This is a genomic window from Nocardiopsis alkaliphila YIM 80379 (assembly GCF_000341005.1).
Classification (GTDB): Bacteria; Actinomycetota; Actinomycetes; order Streptosporangiales; family Streptosporangiaceae; genus Nocardiopsis; species Nocardiopsis alkaliphila.
Genome location: NZ_ANBD01000147.1, coordinates 44,383 through 71,104, shown reverse-complemented (window position 1 = coordinate 71,104; position 26,722 = coordinate 44,383). Strand labels below are relative to the sequence as shown.

The 26,722-nt window shown below is 68.3% G+C and carries 22 protein-coding genes; 15 read left to right on the top strand and 7 right to left on the bottom strand.

The genetic code is table 11. The annotated features are described in order from the left end of the window. The first annotated feature begins 339 nt into the window (after positions 1–339). Together D472_RS29175 and D472_RS0120530 are read left to right on the top strand one after the other, a co-directional pair. Positions 340–1,608, top strand: a complete 1,269-nt coding sequence (locus D472_RS29175) for a tetratricopeptide repeat protein (protein WP_017606335.1) — start codon at positions 340–342, stop codon at positions 1,606–1,608. A gap of 64 nt (positions 1,609–1,672) precedes the next feature. Next, positions 1,673–2,095 (top strand): NUDIX domain-containing protein, encoded by a 423-nt coding sequence (locus D472_RS0120530; RefSeq protein WP_026117915.1) that lies wholly within the window; start codon positions 1,673–1,675, stop codon positions 2,093–2,095. On the opposite strand, the gene D472_RS0120525 is transcribed toward D472_RS0120530, so the two are convergent. The 6 genes from D472_RS0120525 to D472_RS0120500 form a co-directional block, all read right to left on the bottom strand. Then, positions 2,080–3,009 (bottom strand): hypothetical protein, encoded by a 930-nt coding sequence (locus D472_RS0120525; protein ID WP_026117914.1) that lies wholly within the window; start codon positions 3,007–3,009, stop codon positions 2,080–2,082. The genes D472_RS0120530 and D472_RS0120525 overlap by 16 nt on opposite strands. 91 nt (positions 3,010–3,100) lie before the next feature. Beyond that, a complete protein-coding gene (locus D472_RS0120520; RefSeq protein ID WP_026117913.1) occupies positions 3,101–4,102 on the bottom strand; it encodes an MBL fold metallo-hydrolase in 1,002 nt (333 codons plus the stop codon). A gap of 268 nt (positions 4,103–4,370) precedes the next feature. Continuing rightward, positions 4,371–5,378: an HAD-IIA family hydrolase gene (locus D472_RS0120515; RefSeq protein ID WP_017606331.1), complete on the bottom strand. Its 1,008-nt coding sequence runs from the start codon at positions 5,376–5,378 to the stop codon at positions 4,371–4,373. Positions 5,379–5,503: 125 nt separating this feature from the next. After that, positions 5,504–6,292, bottom strand: a complete 789-nt coding sequence (locus D472_RS0120510; RefSeq protein ID WP_017606330.1) for an aminoglycoside N(3)-acetyltransferase — start codon at positions 6,290–6,292, stop codon at positions 5,504–5,506. A 188-nt stretch (positions 6,293–6,480) separates the two neighbouring features. Then, positions 6,481–7,755, bottom strand: coding sequence for a DUF1015 domain-containing protein (locus D472_RS0120505; RefSeq protein ID WP_017606329.1), 1,275 nt, complete (start codon positions 7,753–7,755; stop codon positions 6,481–6,483). Between the two features lie 49 nt (positions 7,756–7,804). Then, entirely contained in the window at positions 7,805–8,155 is a 351-nt protein-coding gene (locus tag D472_RS0120500) for an SCP2 sterol-binding domain-containing protein (RefSeq protein ID WP_017606328.1), read from the bottom strand. Positions 8,156–8,366: 211 nt separating this feature from the next. On the opposite strand from D472_RS0120500, the gene D472_RS0120495 reads away from it, so the two are divergent. The 9 genes from D472_RS0120495 (at position 8,367) to D472_RS0120455 (ending at position 19,819) form a co-directional block, all read left to right on the top strand. Next, a complete protein-coding gene (locus tag D472_RS0120495) occupies positions 8,367–9,101 on the top strand; it encodes a coiled-coil domain-containing protein (RefSeq protein WP_026117912.1) in 735 nt (244 codons plus the stop codon). Between the two features lie 57 nt (positions 9,102–9,158). Further along, positions 9,159–9,338, top strand: coding sequence for a hypothetical protein (locus D472_RS0120490; protein WP_017606327.1), 180 nt, complete (start codon positions 9,159–9,161; stop codon positions 9,336–9,338). Between the two features lie 21 nt (positions 9,339–9,359). After that, positions 9,360–10,160, top strand: a complete 801-nt coding sequence (locus tag D472_RS0120485) for a TlyA family RNA methyltransferase (RefSeq protein ID WP_026117911.1) — start codon at positions 9,360–9,362, stop codon at positions 10,158–10,160. A 111-nt stretch (positions 10,161–10,271) separates the two neighbouring features. Next, positions 10,272–11,198, top strand: a complete 927-nt coding sequence (locus tag D472_RS0120480) for an NAD kinase (RefSeq protein WP_017606325.1) — start codon at positions 10,272–10,274, stop codon at positions 11,196–11,198. 53 nt (positions 11,199–11,251) lie between these two features. Beyond that, positions 11,252–12,964, top strand: a complete 1,713-nt coding sequence (gene recN, locus D472_RS0120475; protein ID WP_017606324.1) for a DNA repair protein RecN — start codon at positions 11,252–11,254, stop codon at positions 12,962–12,964. Positions 12,965–13,674: 710 nt separating this feature from the next. Next, positions 13,675–14,757, top strand: coding sequence for a glycosyltransferase family 4 protein (locus tag D472_RS0120470; RefSeq protein WP_017606323.1), 1,083 nt, complete (start codon positions 13,675–13,677; stop codon positions 14,755–14,757). A 370-nt stretch (positions 14,758–15,127) separates the two neighbouring features. Next, positions 15,128–16,138 (top strand): TerC family protein, encoded by a 1,011-nt coding sequence (locus D472_RS0120465; RefSeq protein ID WP_017606322.1) that lies wholly within the window; start codon positions 15,128–15,130, stop codon positions 16,136–16,138. Positions 16,139–16,476: 338 nt separating this feature from the next. Beyond that, the gene (uvrA, locus tag D472_RS0120460; RefSeq protein WP_017606321.1) at positions 16,477–19,311 is read left to right on the top strand and encodes an excinuclease ABC subunit UvrA; all 2,835 of its coding nucleotides are present in this window, start codon (positions 16,477–16,479) and stop codon (positions 19,309–19,311) included. A 121-nt stretch (positions 19,312–19,432) separates the two neighbouring features. Continuing rightward, positions 19,433–19,819 carry a Rieske (2Fe-2S) protein gene (locus D472_RS0120455; protein WP_026117910.1) on the top strand — a complete coding sequence of 129 codons (387 nt, stop codon included), beginning with the start codon at positions 19,433–19,435 and terminating at the stop codon, positions 19,817–19,819. Positions 19,820–19,905: 86 nt separating this feature from the next. Here the strand turns inward: D472_RS0120455 and D472_RS0120450 are convergent, their stop codons facing one another. Further along, entirely contained in the window at positions 19,906–21,051 is a 1,146-nt protein-coding gene (locus D472_RS0120450) for a mechanosensitive ion channel family protein (protein WP_017606319.1), read from the bottom strand. Between the two features lie 178 nt (positions 21,052–21,229). Here D472_RS0120450 and uvrC point away from each other — a divergent pair, with 178 nt between their 5' ends. The 4 genes from uvrC (at position 21,230) to whiA (ending at position 26,558) form a co-directional block, all read left to right on the top strand. Further along, the gene (gene uvrC / locus D472_RS0120445) at positions 21,230–23,260 is read left to right on the top strand and encodes an excinuclease ABC subunit UvrC (protein WP_026117909.1); all 2,031 of its coding nucleotides are present in this window, start codon (positions 21,230–21,232) and stop codon (positions 23,258–23,260) included. After that, positions 23,257–24,141: an RNase adapter RapZ gene (gene rapZ, locus D472_RS0120440; RefSeq protein ID WP_017606317.1), complete on the top strand. Its 885-nt coding sequence runs from the start codon at positions 23,257–23,259 to the stop codon at positions 24,139–24,141. The genes uvrC and rapZ overlap by 4 nt, the downstream gene beginning before the upstream one ends. Positions 24,142–24,353: 212 nt before the next feature. Beyond that, entirely contained in the window at positions 24,354–25,343 is a 990-nt protein-coding gene (locus D472_RS0120435) for a gluconeogenesis factor YvcK family protein (RefSeq protein ID WP_017606316.1), read from the top strand. A gap of 234 nt (positions 25,344–25,577) precedes the next feature. After that, complete coding sequence (whiA, locus tag D472_RS0120430) at positions 25,578–26,558, top strand: DNA-binding protein WhiA (RefSeq protein WP_017606315.1); 981 nt, start codon at positions 25,578–25,580, stop codon at positions 26,556–26,558. The last annotated feature ends 164 nt before the right edge of the window (positions 26,559–26,722 follow it).

Here is a 26,722-nt window from a genome sequence, read left to right as displayed (position 1 = left end):
CGGTTTTTTGTGAGGGGGGTCCGTATTACGGACCCCCCTTTTTTTGTGCTTGTGTGGGGGCGTCTCAGGTGGAGGCGGTGTTTCCTGGCCGACCAGGAACGGTCGAGCCGAGCCCCGTGCTCCGGATCCTAGCTGAACGAGTGTCACCGCACCGAGTGGGCCACGAGGGACGACCGGGGCGGAGTCAGGGCTCGCGGGCTGTGGATAAGCACACCGTGCGAGAGCTTCGGCTATGGCGATCCGGGTTCACGCCATGTCGTAAGCTGAAGGACACGAGTATTTTCACACGCTGCTACTTGTCAAGGTGGCAGCGTTTTTGACTGTAGACGGACGGGTTGGATGACTGAGGACAGCCGATCGGGAGACCGCGAGGACTCCGGAGCAAATGACCACGGCGGTAACGGCTCCGGTGATGCTGGCGGTCGCGGGCGTGGTGACCAGGCCCGACCCCGGTCCGGCTACAGAGGGGCCCGGGACGACCGTCGTGGTGGTTACCGGGGTGACCGTGATCGGCGTGACGAGCGCGGTGGTCGGGACTTTCGTCGTGACGACCGGCGCGACGATCGTGGCGGGCACCGGGGCGGAGACGATCGTGGCGGGTACCGGGGCGGGGGTGACCGTCGTGGTGGTTACCGGGGTGACCGTGATCGGCGTGACGAGCGCGGTGGTCGGGACTTCCGTCGTGATGACCGGCGCGACGGCCGTGGCGGGTACCGGGGTGACCGTGATCGGCGCGATGACCGTCGTGGTGGTGGTCGGGACTTTCACCGTGATGACCGCCGCGACGACCGTCGTGGGCCCCGCGAGGATCGCGACCCGGCCGACATCGCACCGTCGCTGCCGGACGAGGCCACCTACGACCAGATCGACGCCGAGACCAAGCGCGACCTGCACTCGCTTCCCAAATCGTTGGCCGAACTGGTGGGCAAGCACATCGTCGCCGCCGGCCTCTTCGTGGACCAGGACCCCGAGCGTGCCTACGAGCACGCCGCCTACGCCCGCCGCAAGGCTTCCCGTTTGCCCAGTGTCCGTGAGGCCTCTGGTATCGCCGCCTACACCGTGGGCAAGTGGCAGGAGGCCTTGGCCGACCTGCGTGCCGCACGGCGGATGAGTGGTCGGGACACCTTCCTCGCCGTCATGGCCGACTGTGAACGTGGCCTCGGGCGCCCCGAGCGGGCCCTGGAGATCACCAACGACCCGGCCGGGCGGAACCTGGACACCGCGGACCGTATCGAGCTGCGTATCGTCGCCGCAGGGGCTCGCCGTGACATGGGCGACACCAAAGCGGCACTGGCCGAACTCCAGGTGCCCGAGCTCAAGGAGCGACGCGCTCGCCCGTACGTGGCTCGCCTGTTCTACGCCTACGCCGACGTCCTGGAGGAACTGGGTCGCACCGACGACGCCCGCGAGTACTTCGCCCGTGCCTCCTCCGTGGACCGTGAGGGGGCGACCGACGCCGATGACCGTCTGGCCGCCCTCGAGGGAGTGGAACTGGTCCACGTCGAGGACGGTGTCGTGTGGACCGACGCAGAGGAGGACGCCGACGAGGACGCCGCGCACCCCCGGCAAGACCTGGGCGGTGACGAGGAACGCGAACGTCGGGACTGACCTGAGACCCGAACACGAAGATGACGCGCCGTCGAAGGGCCCCGCGCCCCTCGGCGGCGCCGTCGTGCGTCTGGGAGAACTCCCCGACGAGTACGACTCCGTGGTGTGTTTGACCTACGTGGGACAGCGCCCCCTGATGGTCCGCAACCGCAAGAGGGCCTGGGAATTCCCCGGAGGACACCGCGAATCGGGGGAGGACCTGTGGGCCACGGCCCGCCGCGAGGCGTGGGAGGAGGCCGGGGCGATTCTCGGCGAGCTTAGGCTCATGGGTCACTACGTGCTGGCCAAGGGGCACATCACGGTGGTCACCCATGCTCAGGTGGTGGCCCTGGAGCCCCTGAGTGGTCACTTCGAGACGGTCGAGGTGCGCGAGTTCGACCGGTTGCCCTCGGACGCGGAACTGTCCTGGTCCGATGGTCTGTACGCCCACCTGATCCGGGTCCTGGGTCTGCCCGGGGCCCCAGAGGACCCTCAGGGTTCGAGGTAGGTCTCCTCACTGCCGACCACGGTGTAGCCGAGCCGGGCGTTGATGGTGAGCATGGGTGTGTTGTGGGCGTGGTTGCCGGTATAGGCGTGCGTGATGCCCTTGTCCCGCGCCAACTCCAGGGCCTTGGCCTTGGTGTATCCGGCCAGCCCTCGGCCTCGGTACTCGCGCAGGGTGCCGGTCATCCCCGATTCCATCCGCCCCGCGCCGTCGGAGACGTAGAGGGAGAGCGCCACGGGGGTCTCGTCCATCAGTAGGACCAGGCTGATGTCCTTGTCCGACAACGGGTTGTTCCAGGCGATGCGTACCCACTCCGGATAGGGCAGGAATCCACCCCCACCCCCACCCGGCTCGTCCTGACCGGTGAGCCGATCGAGTTCGTAGATCGGTCGAGGGTCGTCCTCGAACTCCCGGAGCGTACGCAGTTCGACGCCTTCGGGCATTGGCGGGGCAGGAGGGAGTCTGGCCAATTCCAGACCGAGGATCTGTGCGCTCTCGGAGAGTTCGTAGCCCTGGCCCAGGATCGCCTCGCGAAAGCGCTCGCCGCCGAGCTGGACGCCCTCCTGCGCGGCGTCGGCCCTCAGGGTGTCGGCGCCGTGGTCGATCAGGTGTTTCTCCGCGACCTGGAGGAGATCCTCGGGAAGGTCACCATCGAGGTGGCTCGGGGCCACTGCGGCCATGTACGTGCGGCCATGGGTCGTACCCGCGTCATCGTCGTGTAGCCGGGCCAGGACGTGACCGACGACCGCTCCGTCCTCCACCGCGACGAAGCGCTGGTCCCGGTAGTACGCCAATGGCTGATCGAAGCGCCGGAACAGAAGGTCCTCGGTGAGGACCAGGCAGGGGTAGACCTCATGGATGAGGGTGAAGGCCGGGGGGACGTCATCGCGCCGCATGGGACGGATCTCGTATGCCATGGGCGCGACACTAAGAGCGGGGCCGCGAGAACGCATCCGGTTTTTCGGCGACACCCGCTACGAACTCCGGCCCCGAACCTTGAGCGTGTGCTCAGGCGCGCTCTCGCTCCGCCTTCTTCGCCTCCGCTTGTTCCTGGGCCAGCCTGTCCAGCCAGTGCACGATGCCGCCCACGTTGGCCTCCGGGCCACTGAGGATGTCCAGGACCGCGGCGGACTCGGGGGAGGCGTCCGGTGGGAGCGGCTTGTAGCGTGAGATGACCTTGTCCCGCACCATCGCGATGGCGTGGTCCAGGTCCCCGCCGGTGTCCCGGGACTCGCGCACGGTCTCCACCCACAGGCGCAGTTCCCGCTCGGCCTGATCGATCGTCTCGCCGACACTGCGCACCGCGCCGAAGTGGGAGAACATCAGCCGTTGGGCGCCGATGTCACCGAACAGGCTCAGGGTGCGCAGGCAGGCGTCCATGTCGAAGTCCGGTGGAGGGGTGGCCGGACGCAGGTCCGAGGTGAGCGGGTTGTACACGCCGAGGGCGTCCCCGACGTAGAGGTCTCCGGTCCCGGTGTCGACCAGACCCATGTGGTGCTTGGCGTGGCCGGGCGCGTGGTGCGAGACCAGTTTGCGGCCGGAGCCGAGGTCGATCTCTCCGGTTTCGGCCACCGCGCGGATACGGGACGCCTCGGTGGGGTGCATGTATCCGAACAGGCTCTCCAACCGGTCGCCCCAGACCATCTTGGCGCTGGCCATCAGGCGGCTCGGGTCGGCCAGGTGTCGGGCGCCGCGTTCGTGCACCACGATCTCGGCGTTGGGGAAGAGCGCGGCCATGTCACCGGTGCCGCCGGCGTGGTCCAGGTGGATGTGGGTGACCACGATGGTGGCCAGGTCCTCGGGGGCCAGGCCGAGCCGGATGACGGCGTCCCGCAGTACCGGCGCGGATCCGGCGGTTCCGACCTCGACGATGCAGGGTCGTGCGGTACGGATGAGGTAGGCGGACACCACACCCGGGTAGCCGGCCAGCATCGTGTCGATGGCGTAGATCTCGTCGCCCAGTGGGGTGATTCCCTCGGGTAGTTCGCTGACGTCCACGTCCTTGTGCACGATCGAGCACCCCTTTCCTGTGAACATCGTGTGGCCCACTTCCAGACCGAACCCGACTCTAGAACAAGGGTGTCATGTGGGTGGGTGGTGGGGTCACCCGGTCATCCACGGATTCTTCGGGGTCCTGACTGCGGGGAATCCGAGATCGGCGCGCGTGCCCGATGACTCTCGGCCTTGGAAAGTTCCTCGTGCTCATCCGGGGGAGGGGGATCACCGCACCGCCGGACCTGGCGTGGATCGAGCCGGGCACGCGTGGGACGAACCGCTTCTACCAACCCAGGGTTCGCAGGGCGCAGAGCACCGGGGCCGAGGTGGGGTCGATGCTCGGGTCGGCCCAGAGCGCGTTGCACAGGGCGCGCAGACCATCCAACCGGTCGCCGGTGCCGGCCAGTTCCACCGCACCGGCGCCGGTGGTGACGGTCCATCCACCGCACACGGTCCGTTCCCCTCGCCGCTCGGGTCCCGGGTGGGGTTCGTTCATCCCCGACAGGTCCCAGGCCAGGTAGCGGGGGCGCTGGTGCGGTGGGGCGGCCACCAGGTCTCGGGGGGTGGCCACACCCGACAGGACCAACAGCCCGGCCGCGCCATGGGTGGTCGCGCCCTCGATGTCGGTGTCCAATCGGTCTCCGACGATCAAGGGGTCGGTGGCTCCGGTGCGCAGGATGCCCTCCTGGTGCAGGGGGCCCATGGGTTTGCCGGCGATCACCGGTTCCACCCCGCCGGCGTGCGCGATGACCCGTACGAAGGCGCCATTGGCGGGGGTGTTGCCCCACTCACTGGGGGCGGTGGAGTCTGCGTTGCTGGCCACGTAGAAGGCGCCGCGCGCGACCGCCAAGGCGCCTTGGTCGAGCAGGTCGCGGTTGATGGAGCGCGAGTAGCCCTGCACCACGGCCACCGTCGACTCGTCGGCGATGGTGACGGGCCGCAGCCCCATCCGCCGTACCGCCTGGCGCAGACCGATGTCTCCGACCACCAGCACGTCCGAACCCTGGGGGAAACGATCGGCGATCAGCCGGGCCGCGGCCTCGGCTGAGGTGACGACGTCCTGGGGGACGGCGGGTACACCCAGGTGGGTGAGGTGTTCGGCGATCCGTGCGGGGGTGCGTCCGGCGTTGTTGGTCACGAAGGCCACCCGTGCCCCCGCCGCGCGGGCCTTGCCGATGGCCTCGGGTGCGGCGGGCACGGCTTCGGCGCCGATGTAGACCACACCGTCCAGGTCCAGGAGCATCGCGTCGTGGAGTTCGGTGAGTGGACGGTCGGCTGCCTGGAGGGACATGGAGATGGGTCCGTCTTTCCGTGCGGTGATGGTGTCTCGTCCAGGCTATGGGCGCCGCTCGGAAAGAGCACCGCCGGCTCCCCGTGGCCGGATGTGTGTTTGGTCGCGGAGCCGACACCGGGTGGTCAGGGACGGTGTTCGGTGAGCCAGGTGGTGGCGAAGGCGACGGCGGCGGGGAGGGAGAACAGGCGGGTGGTCGCCGCGCCCACGTGGTCCACGGTCACCGCTGCGGTGTTTTCGAAGGCCTCGCCCAGAGTGGTGAAGTCTTCGGAGTGGAAGTCGATGTCGTCGATGCTCACCCAGGCGCGGGAGCCGTCCGGGTTCTGGATGGCGCAGGAGGTAGTGGTGCGCTTGGGGCGTGGGAGACGGTATTCGGCCAGGTGGAAGGTGGTACAGGAGTCGTAGCCGGTGCCCAGGAGCAGGACTTTGGCCTGCTCCTGTTCCAAACGGGCCAGGGGTGAGTCCTCGCCCAGGGCCGAACCCGGCGGGTGCGGATGCATGAGGTCGCGGGCACGCGGACCCAGGGCGGCGAAGGACGTCTGTGGGTGTGGACTGCGTACGGCACCGGGCCAGGTGCGCACCATTTCCGAAACGCGCCCCATGTGGGCGCCCGGGGTCAGGCGCGGGTCGAAGGCGGGGGTGTGTTCGCGGATGGTCTGCCACCAGCTCTCGGGCACCGGTGGGGCGCCCCAGCCGGAAGGGTCCGTGTTGTCCGAGGTCTGGGTGGGCACGACCAGGGTGCCTTGGGGACCGACCGCGTCCGACAGTGCCTGGACCACGGCTTGTTCGGCGCCGCACACCCAGCCCAGGGCGCTGAGGGAGGCGTGCACCAGCAGGGTGTCGCCAGGGCGGACGCCGAGGCGGATCAGGTCCCGGCTCAGGGAGTCCCGGGTGCGTGGTGTGTCGGTGGGCATGACGGAGCTCCTCGACCTGGGGTGGGGCGGACAGCGTACGGGGTGTGGGCGCGGACGACGACGGCAGGACTCGTCGGTCGAGTCGCCACGAGGTCACCAGTGCCCGTCCGGTCACGGGGGCCGGTTTCTTCGAGCGGGCCGAGGCCCTTCCGTCGAGGACGGCCCGCCGGAGGGGCCACGGCGCGTCCTCATCGTCGGTCCAGGACCCGCATGACCAGGCCGGTACGTGGTTTGGGGCCGAAGGAGGTGGACTTGCGCGGGGTGAGTTCGCCGCGGTCGGCGATGGCGTAGACCTGTTCCACTCGCATCGGCGGCACGATGACGGCGGTGCCTCGGGCGGCGTGGGCGGCGGTCACGGCTTCGGTCGGGTCGTCGTGCACCATGCGCACCTGTTCTTCGGGGTAGTCCCACAGCGGCATGAGTACCTCGTGCAGGGCGGCGGTGGCCAGGTGACGCCAGTCGGGGGAGTGGTCGGGCATGGCCTGGGCCAGGGCCTGTTGGTCGAAATCGTGCACGAGGTGGGTGGTGCCATCGGTGGACGCCAGCAGCAGGGCGGGGGAGTTCGTCCGGGCCAGGGCGGTGGTGTCGATCCTGGGGACCGTTTCCACCTCGGCGACCCGGCGGGCCGCGGCCAGGGCTTCGGTGGTGTCCAGCCCGGGCAGGACCCGGTGGATGGCGCCGAGTCGGGGTGGGTGGGTGTCGCTGTCCACGAGCAGGGCCAGACCGTGGCTCCAACCGGGGTCGGGATGCTGGGTGCGTAGGCGTTGGTAGGCGGCGTAACGGTGGTGGCCGTCGGCGATCAGGGCGGAGCGTGTGGCCAGGTCCGCGGAGACTTCGCGGTGGATGGTGGGGTCCGTGATCGCCCACAGGCGGTGTTCGGAGCCGTCGCCGGTGCGAGCGGAGATCAACGGTGTGCTCTGGGTGGGTGCGGTCTCGGTCGCCTCGGAGGCGGCGCCACCGGCGCCCCGGTAGACCAGGAAGATGGGTTCGAGGTTGGCGCGGGCCGCCCCCATCAGGAGGAAACGATCCAGGACCGGGGGTTCGGCCACGTCCTCGTGGGGGCGCACGGCCGAGGTGCCGGTTTCCTCCTCCGGTAGGGCCAGAGCACCGATGAGGCCGCGTTGGAGCCGACCGTCCGGGGTGAGTTGTTCGTACACGTACAGGGCGGGTTCGGGGTCCAGGGCGAGGTAGCCGTCGGTGATCCAGTCGCGTAGGAGTTCGGCGGCGCCGCTGTAGCGGTTGTCGGTCGCTTCCTGGCGGGACAGTTCGAAGGGCAGTGTGACTCTCGCCGCGTTGTGCGGGTCGGAGCGCTGGAGTTCTCGGGCCTGTGCCACGTCGGGAATGTCATAGGGCGGGGCCAGGAGCCTGGCGACGTCGAAACCGCGGTCGATGAAGCGGTCGACGTCGGGGGCGGCGTAGCGCAGTCCGTGGAAGGGGGCCAGGTCTAGAGGTCGGCGTGGCATCCCAGCAAGGTACCGCCCCCGGTGGGGCCGTTGGTGCATCCGGTCCGTATCAGAGCAGGCGACGCAGGCGTAGGAGGTCGCCGAGACTGGCGTCGACCTTGAGACGGCGGCTGAACAGGGCCTTGGCCGGGTCCAGGCGGTCCTCTGCCAGGGCCACGAGGTCGTTGGCGGAGACGGTCACCTTCACCTGGGAGGAGGGTGCGGTGGTGCCCAGGGGGCGCGGGGTGACGTCGGTGAGTCCGTCGATGGTCAGGCGCATGTCGAAGGTGGTGTCCAGGTCGGGAACGATCACGCTGATGGAACGCTCACGGATGTGTTCGCGGCGTTTGTTCAGGGGTTGGGAGAGGAGACGTTCGTTCGCCCGGGCGATGCCGTTCAGACACGCGTCGATACTGCTCATGGGCTTCATGATGGCGTACCGAAACGGGGTTCCCAGCGGCCGGGGTGGATATGCCCGAAAACGGGCGATGTTCGGGGAGGAGCCTGGTGGTTCATGTGTCACCGGAGCGCCTGGCCCGGTAGCGTTGGCGTCGATCCCCTGGAGCACAAGACCCCCTCCCGTGCCCTTTTTCGTACTTTCCTTCCGCGGTCCCATCAAGGAGCACCCCATCATGGTCGTCGACGCGGTACGCACCTACCTCGATGCCGCCAATGGCCTCACCGAACTCTCCCGTAAGCAGGCCGTCGCCGCCGCCAAGTCGCTACTGCGGGCCGATGGTTCGGTCGTCCCGGCGGCGGGCGATACGGATGGTCCTCCACCGCGGGTGGGGCAGAACATCCAGGCGTTGGCGGGCGAGCTGATCGAGACCAGTCAGGCCAACCGGGCGGCCATCGCCGACCTGGTGCGCGCCGAGGTCGGCCGCGCCTTGGAACAGATGGACGTGGTGCCGCGGGCCGAGTACGACAGAGTGGTGCGCCGGATCGCGGAGCTGGAGCGTCGGATGGCGGCCCGGCACGCGGTGGAGCGGGTGTTGACCCCGCGCGGTGGCGCGTCCTCGGTGTTGCCCGTGCCCCAGAGCGTGGTGGAGGTGAGGGGTGAGGAGCCGGCCGCCCCCGGGACTCGGCTGCCACGGGACGAGGGCGCCCACACCCGGGCCGAGGAGGACGGGCTCGCCGAGGGCGCGGGCACCCAGAAGGCGGACGAGTCCGAGACCGCTCGGAAGGGCCATCCCCAGGGCGGGGAGGGCGTGGGCGATACGGCGGAAGAGGCCGGCCCCAAGGCCGAGGACGCGAACGGCCCTCGCCCCAAGGGCAGGACGGGAGCGGCCAAGGGCACCGTGAACAAGACCACCCGGCCGCGAGCCGCCGGCAAGCGCACGACCAAGGGCAAGAACGCCAAGAAGTGACCCCGGATGGGTAGAGTCCGGGTTCGGTGACACAAGGACGATCAGGACGGGGATTCCATGGGTGCGGAAGAACAGGCCGAGGCGTTGGCCGAGCAGACCCGCCAAACGACCCGGGAGCGGTTGTCCGGGTTGGACTCGTTGCCCACCCACGAGCACGTGATGGTCTTCGACGCCCTCCAACAGGAGCTGTCGGGTGTCCTGGGCGCCCTCGCCCAGGGGCCGCAGAGCGCCCGATAACGCCCGGTACCCTAGGTGACCATGGCAAAACGTAGTCGGCTCGACGCGGAACTGGTCCGACGTGGGCACGCACGCTCCCGCGGCCACGCGGCCGAGATCATCGAGAACGGTTTCGTCCGGGTGGCCGGTATGGTCGCCTCCAAGGCCGCCACGCAGGTCGGAACCGATCAGCCCATCGTGGTGCGAACCCCCTCCGAGGAGCCGCCCTACGTCTCGCGAGGCGCCCATAAGCTCGTCGGTGCCTTGGATGCCTTCGAACTCGCGGTGGAGGGACGTCGCGCGTTGGACGCCGGTGCCTCCACTGGAGGGTTCACCGACGTTCTGCTCCGTCGTGGCGCGGCCCACGTCACCGCGGTCGACGTCGGATACGGGCAGTTGGCCTGGGCGTTGCGCAGCAACGAACGGGTCAAGGTGATGGAGCGGGTCAACGTCCGTGAGCTCACCCCCGGCCGGATCGACGAACCACGTCCCGATCTGGTGGTGGGTGATTTGTCCTTCATCTCGTTGACGTTGGTGCTGGGGCCATTGCGTGAGTGCGTGGTGCCCGACGCGGACTTCGTGATGATGGTCAAACCCCAGTTCGAGGTCGGCAAGGAGCGAGTGGGGGCGGGCGGTGTGGTGCGTGAACCCGCGCTGCGGGCCGAGGCCGTCTCGAACGTGGCCGCGCATGCCCTCGGCCTGGGTCTGGGGGTGGTCGATGTGACGGCCAGTCCCCTGCCCGGCCCCTCCGGCAATGTCGAGTACTTCCTGTGGATGCGGGCCGGGGCCGAACCGTTGGACCCCGCCCGGCTGGAGCGGGCGATCGAGGAGGGCCCCGTTTGAGGGGCTTGGCACCCGGTCCTAGGAGTTCGGTAACGTGACCCGGCCGGGTCCGGTCGAGGTACCCGGTCGGCACGAGGCTCCCCGTGGGGAGTGAACGGTAAGGGGACGGCGATGACCAGCGGACGCAGTGTTCTCCTGCTGGCCCACACCGGCAGATCCGCTGCGGTGCGCAGCGCCGAGTTGGTCCATGAGCGGCTCAGTGGGGCCGGTCTGACCGTTCGCATGCTCAAGGACGAGCTCACCGAGCTGGTCTCGGCGGGTTGTGAATTGTCCCCGGTGGAGGCGGTGGAGGGACCTCGGGCGGCCGAGGGCGTGGAATTGGTCATGGTCCTGGGCGGTGACGGCACCCTGCTGCGGGCGGCGGAGATCGCCCGCCCCGCGGGTGCGCCGTTGCTGGGCGTCAACCTGGGCCACGTGGGGTTCCTGGCCGAGGCCGAACGTGAGGACCTGGGTGCCACGGTGCGCAGTGTCGTTGATCGTGACTACGTCGTCGAGGAACGCATGACCCTGGACGTGGCGGTCTTCAACAACGGTCGTGACGGCGGGACACCTCCGGTGCGTTCCTGGGCGCTCAACGAGGCCACCCTGGAAAAGGGTGACGCCCGCCGCATGTTGGAGATGGTCTTGGAGGTGGACGGGCGCCCGCTGTCCAGCTGGGGCTGTGACGGTGTGGTGTGCGCGACCCCGACCGGGTCCACCGCCCACGCCTTCTCCGCGGGTGGGCCGGTGGTGTGGCCGGACGTGGAGGCGTTGTTGGTCGTGCCGGTCAGCGCGCACGCCCTGTTCGCGCGGCCGTTGGTGGTGGGCCCTCAGGCGACGGTGGCGTTGGAGGTGCTGCCCGACACCACGCCGGGCGTGCTCTGGTGCGACGGACGGCGTATGGTCGAATTGCCCGCGGGGGCACGAATCGAGATCACCCGTGCCGATACGCCGGTTCGTCTGGCCCGGCTACACCGTGCGCCGTTCACCGATCGGTTGGTGGCCAAGTTCGGTCTTCCGGTCGCCGGTTGGCGGGGGCGGGGCGCACACGAACGTTGAGTGTTCGGCATCGGCACACGCACAGGGCGTCAACTATCGCAGGAGAGGGATCGGTGCTCGAAGAAGTCCGCATCCAAGGGCTCGGTGTCATCGACGATGCCGTGTTGGAACTGTCACCGGGTCTGACCGTGGTCACCGGTGAGACCGGCGCGGGTAAGACCATGGTCGTGACCGGGCTGGGGTTGCTCTTCGGCGGGCGCGCCGACCCTCAGCGGGTTCGTCCGGGAGCCGATCGGGCGGTGGTGGAGGGTCGGTTGACCGTGCCCGAGGAGGGTCGGGTGGCCACTCGGGTCTTCGACGCCGGGGGAGAGGTCGATGACGGGGTTCTCATCCTCAACCGCACGGTCTCGGCCGAGGGGCGTTCGCGCGCCACGTTGGGCGGGCGTTCGGCTCCGGTGAGCCTGTTGGCGTACCTGGCCGACGACCTGGTGGCGGTGCACGGACAGTCCGACCAGCAGCGATTGCTGCGCTCGGACCGGCAGCGTTCCTCGTTGGACCGGTTCGCCGGTGAGGACCTGTCCAGGGTGTTGAAGCGGTACACGGCCGCCTACCGGCGCCACCGGGAGGTTTCGGCGGAGCTGGAGGAGTTGGTGGAACGGGCGCGTGAGCGTGCCCAGGAGGCCGACCTGCTCCGGTTCGGGGTGGAGGAGATCGCGGCGGCCGAACCGCGACCCGGGGAGGACGCCGAACTGTTGGCGGAGGAGACTCGTCTGGCGCACGCCGACGGGCTGCGGGTGGCCTCCACCACCGCGCACGAGGCGCTCACCGGCGACCCGGCCGCCGCGGAGGTTCAGGCCGACGTGGTGGGGTTGTTGTCGGCGGCGCGCCAGGCGGTGGCCTCGGTGAGCGAACACGATCCCGCCTTGGCCGGGATCGGTTCTCGACTGGACGAGGCGTCCTACATCATCACCGACGCCGCCACCGAGCTCGCCTCCTACGCGGAGTCGGTGGACGCCGACCCGGCCAGGTTGGCGGTGGTGCAGGAGCGGCGTGCGCTGCTCACCCAGCTGTCCCGCAAGTACGGGGAGACCACTGACGAGGTGTTGGCCTGGGCGGAGAACGCGGCCAAGCGTCTGGCCGACCTGGACGGCGATGACGAACGCATCGACCTCTTGCGTACTGAGGCCGAGGAGTTGGCGGCGCGCATGGACGAGGCCGCCACCGAGCTCACCGAGATCCGTGCGGCGGCGGCCGAACGGTTCGGTTCGGCGGTCACCGAGGAACTGACCGCGTTGGCGATGCCGCACGCGCGGGTGGGTGTGCGCATCACCACGGGTGAGGAGTTCGGGCCGCACGGACGTGACGAGGTGGAGCTGCTCTTGGCGCCGCATCCGAGTTCGCCGCCGCTGCCGCTGCACAAAGGCGCTTCCGGTGGTGAGCTGTCCCGGGTGATGTTGGCGATCGAGGTGGTGTTCGCGGGGGCCGATCCGGTACCCACCTTCGTGTTCGACGAGGTGGACGCGGGTGTGGGTGGTAAGGCCGCGGTGGAGATCGGGCGGCGTCTGGCCCGTCTGGCCCAACGTGCCCAGGTCATCGTGGTCACGCATCTGCCGCAGGTGGCGGCCTTCGCCGATGCCCATCTGGTGGTGGAGAAGTCCACCGACGGGTTGGTCATCGAGAGCGGTGTGGTCCGGTTGGATCGGGACGGACGGGTGCGGGAGCTCTCTCGGATGCTCGCCGGTCTGGAGGACTCCGAGCTGGGTCGGGCCCACGCCGAGGAGTTGTTGACCAACGCCGATCCCGAGCGGGCCTATCCGACCCACTGAGCCGGGACCCGACCTCCGCCGCCGGTGCGAACGCGCACCGGCGGCGTTTTCGGTGAAAACACCGATCGGTCGACCGTCGTGACTCTTTGCGATCGATCCTTGACGGGTCGGCGTCGAGGAAGGTAGCGGGCGCGTTCAGGGGCATCCCGTGATTTCGTCGCACGCGAGCGGAAGTTTCCACCGGGCCCCTGCTTGCGGTCCGTTCGGGTCGGCGTACCAAGAACCCGACCGAACGACCACGACCCGGCGATGGCGCTGATGTCGGGTGGGGGGTCGTGGCGTACACCGAACGTGACCGGGTCGGTTTCGCCCGGTCGAAGGTGGTCGCGGCCAAGACCGTGGTGCCGATCACCGCCGGGGTGGGTACGGCCTTGGTCGGCGCGTCCGCGTCGTCGGCGTCGGTCTTCGCCCACCGGCCCCGTTGGGGTGGGCCCTGTCGACCTACGCGCCGGGTGTGGGGGTGGCTCTGCTCAGTGGGGTGTCGTACGTCTCGGATCACGGTCGGTGGGTGGGATGGCCGGTGTGGTCGCCGGGGACGTGGTGGCGCGGACGCCGGAGCAGTGGGGGCGGACCGGCGGTGGTGTCCGCGCTGCTGTCCGGTGCGGGGCAGCGATGGTGTTCGGCGTGGTCGCTTCGCTGGTGGGCCGCTCGTCGGTGCGTGTGGTGGCGGGGCGGACTCGGAGGGTACTCGGATGCGGGAGGGGGACACAGTGAGCGGCAGGATCGCGCTGGTGCTCGGCAATGGCAGCGGTGGTGTGGGACCTCATGTGCGTTCGCTGGGGCTGGGGTTGCTTCGGCGGGGGTACCGGGTGGTGGTGTTGGGGCCGCCCGAGGCGGAACGGGAGTTCGCCTTCACCGAGAGGGGGATGCGCTTTTCTCCGGTACGGGTCGGTTCGGCTCCCTCGTGGAGCGATCCGGCGGTGGTGGTGCGGTTGCGAACAGTGCTGGGAGGGGCGGACGTGGTCCACGCTCACGGATTGCGTGCCGGTGCCCTGTGCGCGTTGGCCGGCGTGGGCCCGTTGGTGGTGACCGCGTACAACGCTCCACCCTCGTCGCGGGGGCCGCTGGCCGCGGTCTATCCGATCCTGGAACGGATCGTGGTGGCGCGGGCCGAGGTGGTGCTGGGGGTATCCGGTGCCCTGGTGCGCCGATTGCGCGAGGCGGGGGCCAGGGACGCGCGCATGGCGGTGGTGGCCGCGCCGGAGATGGGACGTGTGCTCAAGGGACGGGCGGAGACCAGGCGGGACCTGGCGGTCTCGCCGGAGCGGCCGTTGTTGTTGACGGTGGCGCGGTTGGCCGAGCACAAAGGGCTCGACGTGCTCCTGGAAGCGGTGCCGACGATCGCCGACCGTGCGCCCGAACCGGTGGTGGCCATCGCCGGGGACGGGCCGCTGTGGGGCGAGTTGCACGATGTCGCCGCTGAGATGGAGGAGGACGTGCGCATGTTGGGGCGACGACGTGACGTGGCGGATTTGTTGGCCGCGGCCGACGTGTTCTGCCTCACGAGCCGGTGGGAAGGGCCCTCCCTGGTGATCATGGAGGCGTTGCGAGCCGGGCTGCCGGTGGTGGCCACACGGGTCGGCGGTATCCCGGACCTGTACGCGGGCACGGTGATGATGGTGCCTCCGGGGGACCCTGGGGCCTTCGCTGCGGCGGTGGGGAAGGTGCTCGATGATCCGGGACTCGCCGAGGACATGCGGGCGCGTTCGCGTGAGGCGGCTCGGACCCTGCCCGATGAGCAGGACGCGGTGGAGGCCGCGTGCTCGGTCTACAAGGCGGTGGCGCGGTGGTGACGGAGCGCGGGCGGGGTGGCCCTGGTGGAGCGTCGTGGGCGAGCGGGGCTTTCCTCGGGTGGCGGAAGGGCGCGGGGGAGGTGTCCACGGGGCCGGCGCGATACCACCGCTCGGGTGGTTTCCCTGGGGTGAGGGTTGATGGCATGCTGGGTGCCGGTCCGAATCGCGTATCCTGTGCCGGTGCGCTTTTCGCGCCTGCTCCATCACGTGAGGGGAGTATCCCTGTCGCGGCGGCGCCGTCATCACGGAGTACAAGGACGTGCTCCCGGTTCCGCCGGTCCACGCCGCTCGGGTGTGGGCGGGAGAGACCTCCGGTTGTTTACCGTGCGCGCACAACGCTCGCGCGCACCGACCGGAGGAGAATCCGTCCGTGAACGTTCCCCTGTGGGTGTGGGCCGCCACGATCGTGGCCATGATCTTGATCCTGACGCTGGATCTGCTCATCGTCGACCGTCCGTGGAGCAAGACCAAGGGCCCCATGGAGTTCGGGATCAAGCAGGCCGCCTGGTGGGCGGTGTTCTACATCGGTATCGCGGTGCTCTTCGGTTTCGGTGTCATGTACTTCGGTGGGGGGGTCCCAGGGGCCGAGTACTTCGCCGGGTTCGTCACCGAGAAGAGCCTGAGCATCGACAACCTGTTCGTCTTCTACCTGTTGATGACGGGGTTCGCGGTGCCCAAGAAGTACCAGCACGAGGTGTTGTTGGTCGGCATCGTCATCGCCATCGTCATGCGCGGTGTCTTCATCGTCCTGGGCGCCCAGGTCATCAACGCCTGGAGTGAGGTCTTCTATCTCTTCGGCGCCTTCCTCATCTACACCGGGTACAAGATCATCCGGGACCACCTCAAGGGTGACGAGGAGGAGAAGGACTTCACGCAGACTCCGGTGGTCCGCTTGGTCAAGCGTTTCTGGCCGGTCACGAACGACTACCACGGCGCCAAGCTGACCACGAAGTTGGACGGGCGTCGCCACGTGACCCCGATGCTGCTGGTGATCGTCGCCATCGGTGTCATCGACCTGGTCTTCGCGGTCGACTCCATCCCGGCGATCTTCGGCCTGACCCAGGACGCCTACATCGTCTTCACCGCCAACGCCTTCGCCTTGATGGGTCTGCGTCAGCTGTACTTCCTGTTGGCCGGGTTGATGGACCGTTTGGCCTACATCAGCTGGGGTCTTTCGGCCATCATGGTGTTCATCGGCGTGAAGATGATCCTGCACGCGCTGCACGAGAACGGCGTGCACGTCATCGAGGTGGGTATCGGTACCTCGCTGACCGTCATCTTGGGCATCATGACCATCACGATCGTCGGCAGTCTCCTGAAGTCCCGCGCCGATCGGAACAAGGAGAAGGCCGGCCCGGGGGCCCGGCTCGACGGCTCCTGACCACCCATCGGTGCGTGGGCTCGCGCACCGGGCCGAGAAGTCGCGAAAAACCCCGTTGTTCGAACGCCTGTTCGTCTATAGTGGTGGTGTCCTGGCGCCGGAGCGTCGTGGGCACCACCACTTTCGCGTGGTGGAAGAAACCGTCCCAGGCGATCGTTAGTCTTGTCGGACGGGGAAGGCGAGTCCCCTTCCCACGCCCCCTGAAGCGGCCCGCAGCACGAGGCCGCGGCGGCCCGAACGGGTCTGCGACCGCCATACCGCGAAGCCGCACACGGGTCGACGACGTCACGTCACGTGGCCCGCATCCCGTGCGTCACAGCCGAAGGATGTCTCACTCGATGGTCGAACAACTGGTGGTCCGTGGAGCACGGGAGCACAACCTCAAGGACGTCTCCGTGGACCTGCCCCGCGATTCCATGATCGTGTTCACGGGTCTGTCCGGTTCGGGCAAGTCCTCCCTGGCCTTCGACACGATCTTCGCCGAGGGCCAACGCCGCTACGTCGAGTCCCTCTCGGCGTACGCGCGCCAGTTCCTCGGTCAGATGGACAAGCCCGACGTCGACTTCATCGAGGGTCTTTCCCCCGCGGTCTCCATCGATCAGAAGTCCACCAGCCGCAACCCGCGATCCACGGTCGGCACCATCACCGAGGTCTACGACTACCTACGGCTGCTCTGGGCCCGGGTGGGGGTGCCGCACTGTCCCGAGTGCCACCGGGAGATCGCCCGGCAGAGCCCTCAACAGATCGTGGACCGGGTCATGGAGATGACCGAGGGCACCCGCTTCCAGGTGCTGGCCCCCCTCGTGCGTGGTCGCAAGGGCGAGTACGTCGAACTCTTCAAGGACCTGCAGTCCAAGGGCTACACCCGCGCCGTGGTCGATGGTCGGGCGGTGCGTCTGGACGAGGCGCCCAAGCTCGGCCGCTACGACAAGCACGACATCGCCGTGGTGGTGGACCGGCTCAGCGTCAAGCCCGCCTCACTCGGTCGACTCACCGACTCGGTCGAGACGGCCCTGAAGTTGGCCGGCGGCACCATCGTGCTGGACTTCGTCGACCTGGACTCCGACGACCCCGAGCGTGAGAAGGTCTTCTCCGAGCACCTGTACTGCCCCTACGACGACCTGTCCTTCGAACAGTTGGAGCCGCGCTCCTTCTCCTTCAACGCCCCCTACGGCGCCTGCGCCGACTGTTCGGGCCTGGGGACCCGGATGGAGGTCGACCCCGACCTTTTGGTGCCCGACCCGGAGAAGACCCTGGCGGAGGGGGCCATCGCCCCCTGGTCCGGTGGACACAACGGTGGGTTCTGGGAACGCATCCTCAAGGCCCTGGGCGAGGCGATCGGCTTCGATCTGGACACCCCGTGGGAGCGGCTGTCCAGGCAGGCCCGCAAGGCCATCCTGGAGGGCCACGACACCCAGGTCCACGTCAGCTACCGCAACCGGTACGGACGTACCCGCTCCTACTACACCGACTTCGAGGGCGTGGTGCCCTGGGTTCGGCGCCGCCACTCGGAGGTGGAGAGCGACCACACCCGTGAGCGCCTCGAAGGCTACATGCGCACCGTGCCCTGCCCTACCTGTGAGGGCACCCGGCTCAAGCCGGTGGTGCTCGCGGTGACGGTGGGTGGCAAGTCCATCGCCGAGGTCGCGTCGATGTCGCTCAGCGAGAGCGCCGCCTTCCTGGCCGGTCTCGAACTCTCCGACCGGGACATGGTCATCGCCGCCCAGGTCCTCAAGGAGATCAACGCTCGGTTGGGCTTCCTGCTGGACGTGGGGCTGGACTACCTCAGCCTGGCCCGCTCCTCGGGTTCGCTCTCGGGAGGCGAGGCCCAGCGCATCCGGTTGGCCACCCAGATCGGCTCCGGTCTGGTGGGGGTGCTGTACGTGCTGGACGAACCGTCCATCGGCCTGCACCAGCGCGACAACGCCCGCCTGTTGGAGACCCTCCAGAGGCTGCGTGACATCGGCAACACCCTCATCGTCGTCGAACACGACGAGGACACCATCCGTGCCGCCGACTGGATCGTGGACATCGGCCCGGGGGCCGGTGAGCACGGTGGTCACGTCGTGGTCTCGGGCATCGTCGATGAGTTGTTGACCGCCACCGACTCGCTCACCGGTGACTACCTGTCCGGGCGGCGCGTCATCGAGTTGCCGGCCGCGCGCCGTCCCCTCACCAAGGGGCACGAGTTGGTGGTGCGGGGTGCCCGTGAGAACAACCTCGACGGTATCGACGTGACCTTCCCCCTGGGCGTGTTCACCGCGGTCACCGGAGTGTCCGGTTCGGGCAAGTCCACCCTGGTCAACGAGATCCTCTACAAGGCTTTGGCCAAAGAGCTCAACGGGGCCCGTAACGTTCCCGGGCGCCACCTGCGGGTCAATGGCATGGGCAAGGTCGACAAGGTGGTGCACGTCGACCAGAGCCCGATCGGGCGCACCCCGCGTTCCAATCCGGCCACCTATTCCGGGGTGTTCGACCACGTGCGCAAGTTGTTCGCGCAGACCACCGACGCCAAGACGCGCGGCTACCAGCCGGGTCGCTTCTCCTTCAACGTCAAGGGCGGCCGTTGTGAGGCCTGTTCCGGTGACGGCACACTCAAGATCGAGATGCAGTTCCTGCCGGACGTGTACGTGCCCTGCGAGGTCTGCCACGGTGCCCGGTACAACCGGGAGACCCTCCAGGTCAAGTACAAGGGCAAGAACATCTCCGAGGTGCTGGAGATGCCGATCTCCGAGGCCTTGGAGTTCTTCGAGCCGGTCAACGCGATCCGTCGTCACCTACAGACCCTGGTCGACGTCGGGTTGGGGTACGTGCGGCTGGGCCAGCCGGCCACCACGCTCTCGGGTGGGGAGGCCCAGCGGGTCAAGTTGGCCGCCGAGCTACAGCGTCGTTCCACCGGCAAGACCGTGTACGTGTTGGACGAGCCCACCACCGGTCTGCACTTCGAGGACATCCGCAAGCTGTTGGGGGTGCTCGATCGGTTGGCCCAGAGCGGCAACACCGTGATCGTCATCGAGCACAACCTGGACGTGATCAAGACCGCCGACCACGTCATCGACATGGGACCCGAGGGCGGCTCCGGTGGCGGGATGGTGGTGGCTCAGGGCACCCCGGAGGAGGTCGCCGCCGTCGCCGAGTCCTACACCGGGCGGTTCCTGGCCAAGATGCTCTAGAGGGCATGTCCAAGGGGGCGGTCCAGGGCACACCACCTGGGCTACTACAGTTCGTAGTGGACGTACAGACGCAGGTGAGGAGCGTTCGGTCGTGGCCGGAAAGAGGACATGCGGGTGCGGGGTGAGCAGGCGAGGCCTGCTCGGAACGGCGGGAGCGACGGTGGCCGTCACCGCCGTGAGCGCCTGTGGGGAGCCTCCGAACCCGCAGGAGGTGCGTCGTGGTCGGGTGATCGGTCAGACCGATGAGGTCCCCGAGGGGGGTGGCGCGGTCTTCAGCCACAGCAAGCTGGTGGTCACCCAGCCCGAGAAGGGCCGGTACAAGGCCTTCAGCGCCGCCTGCACCCACGGGGGGTGCACGGTTCAGGAGGTGGAGGACGAGGTGATCCGCTGCCTGTGCCATGGCAGTGAGTTCGATGTCGTTTCGGGTGAGCCGTTGTCCGGACCGGCCAAGGAGCCGCTGGAGCCGTTCACCGTCACGATCGACGGCACCGACATCATCCTCGACTGAGGCCTGGGCCCCTGGGGGCGAATACGACGACGAAGCTCCCTGCGGTCCTGGATCGCAGGGAGCTTCGCGGCGTGTGGGGAAGGCTCTCAGTCCTCGTCGTCGGAACGGGTGCCGTTGCCATCGTGTACGACTCCGGAGGTGACCGTGGCACGGCGGAAGGCGGAGGCGGGGAACCGGGCGGCGTAGGCGGATTCCTCCTCGCCGCCGGAGATGAACTCGGTGCGCTTGCGCGGCAGCGACTGCGGGTAGTGGGTGGCCAGCCAGGTGACCAGGTGTTCGCGGATCTCGCAGGCGATGTTCCACTGGTCACCGGTGTCGGCGGCGGTGGCGACCACGCGCACCACGATCTCACCGGTCTCGCTGATGTTCACGACCTGGCAGGACCAGCTGCGGCCGTCCCAGTGCTTGCTCGCGGTGACCAGCTTGCCGGCCTCCTCGCGGAGTTCGGCGACGGGCACCTCCCAGTCCAAGGGGAACTCCACCTTGGCGGTGATGTTGGTGCCCTGCTTGGTCCAGTTCTCGAAGCTGGTCGTGGTGAAGTTGGCGACCGGGACCACCAGACGACGTTCGTCCCAGATCTTGATGGTGACGTTGACCAGACTCAGTTCCTCGACCCGGCCCCACTCGCCCTCGACCACCACCACGTCGCCGATCCGCAGGGCGTCACTGAAGGCCAGCTGGAGTCCGGCGAACAGGTTGCCCAGGGTCGACTGGGCGGCCACACCGGCGACGATACCGATGATGCCCGCGGAGGCCAGGAGTCCGGCGCCCAGTGCGCGCACGGCGTCGAAGGTGAAGAGGATGGCGGCGATCGCCAAGATCACGATGATGGAGGTGATGACACGGCGCAGGAGACGGACCTGGGTCTGCAACCGGCGGGCGCGGCGGTCGGCGTCGCCGCTGTTGACGGACAGGCGTTGCAGGATCATGTCGGTGGCCGCGTAGGCCAGGCTCATGCCCAGGGCGGTCAGCGTCGCGATCATCAGGATCTGCATCGCGTGCTGGATGGTCTGGTACGTGCTCCAGCCCACGTCCCCCACGCTGGGCAGGGCCAGGTTGGCGCCGACGACGGCGGCCGCGGTGTAGGCGGTCACGGCCGAGCGCGAGACGACGTAGCGCGCCAGCGGCCAGATCTTGCCCAGCTTGTTGTTGAGCAGCCAGTGCACCACGAAGACCAGGGTCATGGAGACCGTGACGGCGATGCCGATCGCGATCCAGTGCGCAATGGTCACGGCGTGGAGCCCCCTTGTCGTTCATGTCGGAAACTTGTGAGTTACCTGCCCAACCTAGAACATGGGGATACCCAATCGTGACGTTTGCTTGAATGATCCTTGTGAAGTGATCGGCTCCACCCAAGGGTGTGTCTCGTGCGGGTGGCCGTGTGTCCCCGGGACCCACCAGAATGGGGGCATGGCTGCGACTCCTCACTTGCGACCGGCGCCCGGATCGATTCCCACCGACCCGGGTGTCTACCGCTTCCGGGACGGTGCCGGTCAGATCATCTACGTGGGCAAGGCCAAGAACCTGCGGGCACGGCTGTCCTCCTACTTCCGTGACTTCGCCGGCCTGCATCCGCGGACCCAACAGATGGTCTCCACCGCAGCCGACGTGGACTGGACGATCGTCGGTACCGAGGTCGAGGCGCTCCAGTTGGAGTACTCGTGGATCAAGCAGTACAACCCGCGTTTCAACGTCAAGTACCGCGATGACAAGAGCTACCCCTACCTGGCGGTGACCCTCAACGAGGAGTTCCCCCGAGTGCAGGTGATGCGCGGGGCCAAACGCAAGGGTGTGCGCTACTTCGGGCCCTACTCGCACGCCTGGGCCATTCGCGAGACCGTCGACCTGCTGTTGCGGGTCTTTCCGGTGCGGACCTGTTCGGCCGGGGTCTTTCGGGGCGCACGCAACAGTGGGCGGCCCTGCCTGCTCGGCTACATCGGCAAGTGCGTGGCCCCCTGCGTGGGCAAGGCCACGCCACAAGGGCATCGGGACCTGGTGGAGGACTTCTGTTCCTTCTTGGCCGGTGACACCGGCCGGTTCCTGCGCGAACTCCAGACACAGATGATGGATGCGGCCAAGGAACAGGAGTACGAACGGGCCGCGCGGATCCGTGACGACATCGAGGCCCTACGAGCCGCATTGGAGAAGCAGGCCGTGGTCCTGCCCGACTCCACCGACTGCGATGTCATCGCCATGGCCGAGGATCCACTGGAGGCCGCGGTGCAGATCTTCCACGTGCGCGGTGGTCGCGTCCGTGGTCAGCGCGGTTACGTGGTCGATCGGGTCACCGACGCCGACTCCGGTGAGCTCATGCGGACCTTCCTGCGCCAGATCTACGGCGGTCTGGGCGGGGAGGAGGAGAGCCAGGGCACCGGCACCTCCGTGCCACGGGAGGTCCTGGTCTCCCACGAGCCCACCGACCGTGAGGCGGTGGCCGGCTGGTTGGCCGAACATCGGGGCTCGGCGGTGGACCTTCGGGTGCCTCGGCGGGGGGACAAGAAGTCCCTGTTGGAGACGGTGGACAAGAACGCCCGTGAGGCGCTGGCCCGGCACAAGACCCATCGGTCCGGTGACCTGAGCACCCGCTCGCGTGCCCTCAACGAGGTCCAAGAGGCCCTGGAGTTGCCCGAAGCGCCACTGCGCATCGAGTGTTTCGACGTCTCCAACCTCCAAGGCGAACACGTGGTCGCCTCCATGGTGGTGTTCGAGGACGGTCTGGCCCGCAAGTCCGAGTACCGGCGCTTCTCGGTCCGTGGCAGTGGCGTGGGCGGGGCCGAACAACACGATGTGGCCGCCATGTACGAGGTGGTCAAGAGGCGCTTCCGCCGGTACCTGGAGGAGAGTTCCCGTTCCGGGGAGTTGGCCCGCATGGGTAAGACCGGTGACCACGGAGGCCAGGAGGGTGTTCAGGAGGGCGAGCCGGCTCCCGGCAAGTTCGCCTACCCGCCCAACCTGGTAGTGGTGGACGGAGCCCGGCCTCAGGCGCGGGCGGCCCGGCGGGCCCTGGACGAGTTGGGTATCGAGGACGTGGCCGTGTGCGGATTGGCCAAGCGGTTGGAGGAGGTGTGGTTGCCCGACGACGAGGACCCCGTGATCCTTCCTCGTAACGGTGAGGGACTCTACCTGCTTCAACGGGTGCGTGATGAGGCGCACCGCTTCGCCATCCGCTACCACCGGCAACAGCGCGCCAAGGCGCTCACCGGCAGCAGCCTGGACGAGCTTCCGGGGCTGGGGCCGGCCCGACGCACCGCGCTCATCAAGGAGTTCGGTTCGGTGAAAAGACTGGCTTCGGCGAGCGCCGAGGATATCGCCGCCGTGCCCGGAATCGGTCCCAAGCTGGCCGAGGCCGTGCACGCCCACCTGTCCGGTGACCCCGCCGGGCGGGATGAGAAGGACGCAGGGGTGACCAAGGCAGAGCATGGACGGGGGAATGACGGATGACGATAGAACTGGGTGGGGAGTTGCCACCCGAGGTGGTCATCGTGACCGGGATGTCCGGCGCGGGCCGCAGTACGGCGGCCAGGGCCCTTGAGGACCTGGACTGGTTCGTGGTGGACAACCTGCCGCCGGGGTTGCTGCCGACGATGATCGAGTTGGCGGGTCGCACCCACGGTGCGGTCCCGCGGGTGGCGGTGGTGGTGGACGTGCGTTCGCTGGCCTTCACCGAGAATCTGTTGTCCACGGTGGAGGAGTTGCGCAAGCGTGACATGACCGCGCGTGTGCTGTACCTGGAGGCCTCCGACGAGGCGCTGGTCCGCCGCTTCGAGGGGGTGCGGCGTCCCCACCCGCTCCAGGGGGACGGGCGAGTCACCGACGGTATCGACCGGGAGCGTGAGACACTGCGCGCGATTCGGGGCGAGGCCGACCTGGTCATCGATACCTCCCAGCTCAACGTGCACCAGCTCAAGGCGCGCGTGATCGGGTTCTTCGGGCAAAGTGACGAGGCGCGTACGCGCGCCAACGTGGTCTCCTTCGGGTTCAAGCACGGGCTTCCGGTCGACGCCGACCTGGTCTTGGACTGTCGTTTCCTGCCCAACCCGCACTGGGTCCCCGAACTCAGGCCGATGAACGGCAGGGACGAGGCGGTGAGCGACTACGTGCTTTCCCAGGACGGCGCCAAGGAGATGTTGGAGGCCTACCTGGAGGTGTTGAAGCTGACCATCGCCGGTTACCAGCGTGAGGGCAAGCACTACATGACCCTGGCGGTGGGATGCACCGGTGGCAAACATCGTAGTGTGGCCATGGCCGAGCAGTTCGCCGAACGTTTGGGTGAGCAGGGCGTGGACGTGCACGTGGTCCATCGCGATGTGGGCAGGGAGTGAATCGGGGTCGGTGACGTCCCGCCCCGAGGGAGGTCGACCGAATCGCCAAGAATGGCGTCTTCCCTTACATTGGCCCGATCATCGTTGGTCTTCGGCCCTTGGGAGCCGGAGTACGGCGGGCCTGGGGCGTGGCCCGGCCGTTCGCACGCCACCTCGGGGTGGTGGGGCCGGAGCGTCCACTGGACCATGGGACGAGGGGACAGGCCGAGGGCATGTCGAAGAGCACCGCGCCGGACGGGGACGACGCCTCGCGTCCGCCTCGGGTGGTCGCGTTGGGTGGCGGGCACGGCCTGTACGCCTCGTTGTCGGCGTTGCGCAGGGTGACCACGGATGTCACCGCGATCGTGACGGTGGCCGACGACGGCGGATCCAGCGGGCGCCTGCGTGAGGAACTGGGCGTGCTGCCGCCCGGGGACCTGAGGATGGCGTTGGCCGCGTTGTGCGGGGACGACGAGTGGGGACACACCTGGACCCAGGTGCTCCAGCACAGGTTCCGTTCGGAGGGTGATCTGCACGGTCACGCCGTCGGCAACCTGTTGATCGTGGCGTTGTGGGAGTTGCTGGGCGACTCGGTGGCCGGGTTGGACTGGGTCGGTCAGCTCTTGGGCGCGCACGGTCGGGTCCTGCCGATGTCCTCGGTGCCATTGGAGATCTCCGCGGAGGTGGCCGGGGTGGACCCGGCGCGGCCCGAGGAGTTGACCACGGTGCGTGGTCAGGTGGCCTGCGCCAGCACCAGTGGGCGGGTGCGTTCGGTCTCCTTGGTCCCCGAGGGGCCGCCGGCCAGCCCTCAGGCGGTCAAGGCGGTACGGGAGGCCGACTGGGTGGTCTTCGGTCCCGGGTCCTGGTTCACCAGTGTGTTGCCGCACCTGTTGGTCCCTGAACTGGCCCATGCCCTGGTCACCACCCGGGCCAAGCGGTTGGTGGTGTTGAACCTGTCGCCGCAGAAAGGGGAGACCGACGGTTTTCGCCCCGAGACCTACTTGGAGGTGTTGCGCGAGCACGCCCCCAAGCTGGGGGTGGACGTGGTGCTGGCCGATGTCGCGATGGTGGAGGAACCCGCTCCGCTGATGTCGATCGTGGACGAACTGGGTGGCAGGTTGGAGTTGGCCGACCTGAGCCGGGGGGACGGTACCCCTCGGCATGACACCGACAAGCTCGTGACGGCTTTGGAGGACATCCTGCGGGACCGGTACGGGGACTGAGGTGGCGAGGCGCCGGTGGCTTCGGGCGCAATTGACCGCACATCGCGACGAAGGCTGACACCTCGCCTGTGAACAGGGTGGAGGGATCGGCAACACGCGGTGCAGGGGTCTGCCTTAAGACTCCAGTCACGTAGTCTGCGACGAGTAGGCCGCCCGCCCTGGTGGGGTGGGCGGTGAACCGGTGTCGGGCGTGTGCCACCGGTTTTCCGGCAGCTCAAGAGGAGGACCCCAACGATGGCGATGACCGGCGTGGTGAAGGATGAGTTGAGCCGCCTGGCGATTCTCAAGCCATGCTGTCGTAAGGCGGAGGTCTCCACCATCTTGCGTTTCACCGGGGGTCTGCACCTGGTGGGCGGCCGGATCGTGATCGAGGCCGAACTCGATACCGGTGCCGCCGCGCGCCGTCTGCGCAGGGACATCTCCGAGGTCTTCGGTCATGAGTCCGAGGTGGTCGTACTCTCTCCGAGTGGTCTGCGCAAGGGCAACCGGTACGTGGTCCGGGTGATCAAGGACGGTGAGTCCCTGGCCCGCCAGACCGGTCTGGTGGACAACAACGGTCGTCCCGTCCGGGGCCTGCCCCGACACGTGGTGGCCGGTGGCGCCTGTGATTCGGAGTCGGCCTGGCGTGGCGCTTTCATCGCGCATGGTTCCTTGACCGAACCAGGGCGGTCGATGTCACTGGAGGTCACCTGTCCGGGGCCGGAGGCGGCTTTGGCCCTGGTGGGGGCGGCGCGCCGGCTCAAGGTGCACGCCAAGGCCCGTGAGGTGCGCGGAGTGGACCGGGTGGTGGTGCGCGATGGTGACTCCATCGGGGCGTTGTTGACCTTGTTGGGTGCCCATCAGAGCGTGCTGGCCTGGGAAGAGCGCCGAATGCGTCGCGAGGTGCGTGCGACGGCCAACCGACTGGCCAACTTCGATGACGCGAACCTGCGACGTAGCGCCCGGGCGGCGGTCGCGGCCGGTGCGCGGGTGGAGCGGGCCTTGGAGATCCTGGGAGAGGACGCTCCCAAGCACCTGGTGGCCGCCGGACAGTTGCGACTGGCGCACAAGCAGGCCTCGCTGGAGGAGTTGGGGCAACTGTCGGTGCCGCCGCTGACCAAGGACGCCATCGCCGGACGTATTCGCAGGCTGTTGGCCATGGCCGACAAGCGGGCGAGTGATCTGGGGATCGAGGGGACCGAGGCGAACCTCACTCCGGACATGCTCGTGCCCTGAGCCGTTCGCCCCGTTGTCGAGGCCCGCTGGGTTCCAGGGCGAGGGAACAATGGGATGTTCACCTTTGTTAACTGGGAAAACCCATGGATAACTTCCGACAATGGTATAGACCTCTTTGCTTCGCGGTGCCAGGATGGGTGATGAATCCGCGAGGGGTGAAAGGG

Excerpts from the sequence above, each read along its gene's own strand:
- rapZ (WP_017606317.1), top strand. The coding sequence starts at position 23,257 with ATGACGATAGAACTGGGTGGGGAGTTGCCACCCGAGGTGGTCATCGTG.
- D472_RS0120480 (WP_017606325.1), top strand. The coding sequence starts at position 10,272 with ATGACCAGCGGACGCAGTGTTCTCCTGCTGGCCCACACCGGCAGATCC.
- D472_RS0120525 (WP_026117914.1), bottom strand. The coding sequence starts at position 3,009 with ATGGCATACGAGATCCGTCCCATGCGGCGCGATGACGTCCCCCCGGCC.
- D472_RS0120500 (WP_017606328.1), bottom strand. The coding sequence starts at position 8,155 with ATGAGCAGTATCGACGCGTGTCTGAACGGCATCGCCCGGGCGAACGAA.
- D472_RS0120505 (WP_017606329.1), bottom strand. The coding sequence starts at position 7,755 with ATGCCACGCCGACCTCTAGACCTGGCCCCCTTCCACGGACTGCGCTAC.
- D472_RS0120490 (WP_017606327.1), top strand. The coding sequence starts at position 9,159 with ATGGGTGCGGAAGAACAGGCCGAGGCGTTGGCCGAGCAGACCCGCCAA.
- uvrA (WP_017606321.1), top strand. The coding sequence starts at position 16,477 with ATGGTCGAACAACTGGTGGTCCGTGGAGCACGGGAGCACAACCTCAAG.
- D472_RS0120435 (WP_017606316.1), top strand. The coding sequence starts at position 24,354 with ATGTCGAAGAGCACCGCGCCGGACGGGGACGACGCCTCGCGTCCGCCT.
- whiA (WP_017606315.1), top strand. The coding sequence starts at position 25,578 with ATGGCGATGACCGGCGTGGTGAAGGATGAGTTGAGCCGCCTGGCGATT.
- uvrC (WP_026117909.1), top strand. The coding sequence starts at position 21,230 with ATGGCTGCGACTCCTCACTTGCGACCGGCGCCCGGATCGATTCCCACC.
- D472_RS29175 (WP_017606335.1), top strand. The coding sequence starts at position 340 with ATGACTGAGGACAGCCGATCGGGAGACCGCGAGGACTCCGGAGCAAAT.
- D472_RS0120510 (WP_017606330.1), bottom strand. The coding sequence starts at position 6,292 with ATGCCCACCGACACACCACGCACCCGGGACTCCCTGAGCCGGGACCTG.
- D472_RS0120495 (WP_026117912.1), top strand. The coding sequence starts at position 8,367 with ATGGTCGTCGACGCGGTACGCACCTACCTCGATGCCGCCAATGGCCTC.
- D472_RS0120485 (WP_026117911.1), top strand. The coding sequence starts at position 9,360 with ATGGCAAAACGTAGTCGGCTCGACGCGGAACTGGTCCGACGTGGGCAC.
- D472_RS0120515 (WP_017606331.1), bottom strand. The coding sequence starts at position 5,378 with ATGTCCCTCCAGGCAGCCGACCGTCCACTCACCGAACTCCACGACGCG.